The following is a 381-nucleotide window of genomic DNA, read 5'->3' on the forward strand; positions in this document are numbered from 1 at the left end:
TATTAGCAATACCACCAACAGTAAGATACACAGTAGCTTGATCACAAGCTTGAGGCGTTCCGTTATCACAGATAGTGTATACAAAAGAATCCGTTCCTACATAACCAGCATTAGGTGTATAAGTAAAGACACCAGTATTAGCATCGATAGTTACCGTTACACCTTGAGCAGTAGTAACTGTAGTTGTAGTTACTGTTTGCGTGTTACCTTCGATATCATTATCATTTTCTAAAACATTACCAGTTAAAGGTGTTGTTGGTGTTGTATTGTAAGCATCGTCATTCGCATTAGTTGTGTTAGGCGTTCCATCTGGTTGCACAGTAACAGTTACAGTTGCAGTGTCACAAAGCGCAGGCGAAGCGTTATCACAAATAGTATATT

The 381-nt window shown here is 38.8% G+C and carries 1 protein-coding gene; it reads right to left on the bottom strand.

The genetic code is table 11. From position 1 onward, the window contains the following. Positions 1 to 381, bottom strand: a 381-nt coding sequence (locus V6251_RS15175) for an Ig-like domain-containing protein (RefSeq protein WP_341589004.1), incomplete at both ends; no start/stop codon positions are given.

Origin of the sequence: Olleya sp. Ti.3.14 (genome assembly GCF_038154885.1) — a bacterium.
Lineage (GTDB): Bacteria > Bacteroidota > Bacteroidia > Flavobacteriales > Flavobacteriaceae > Olleya.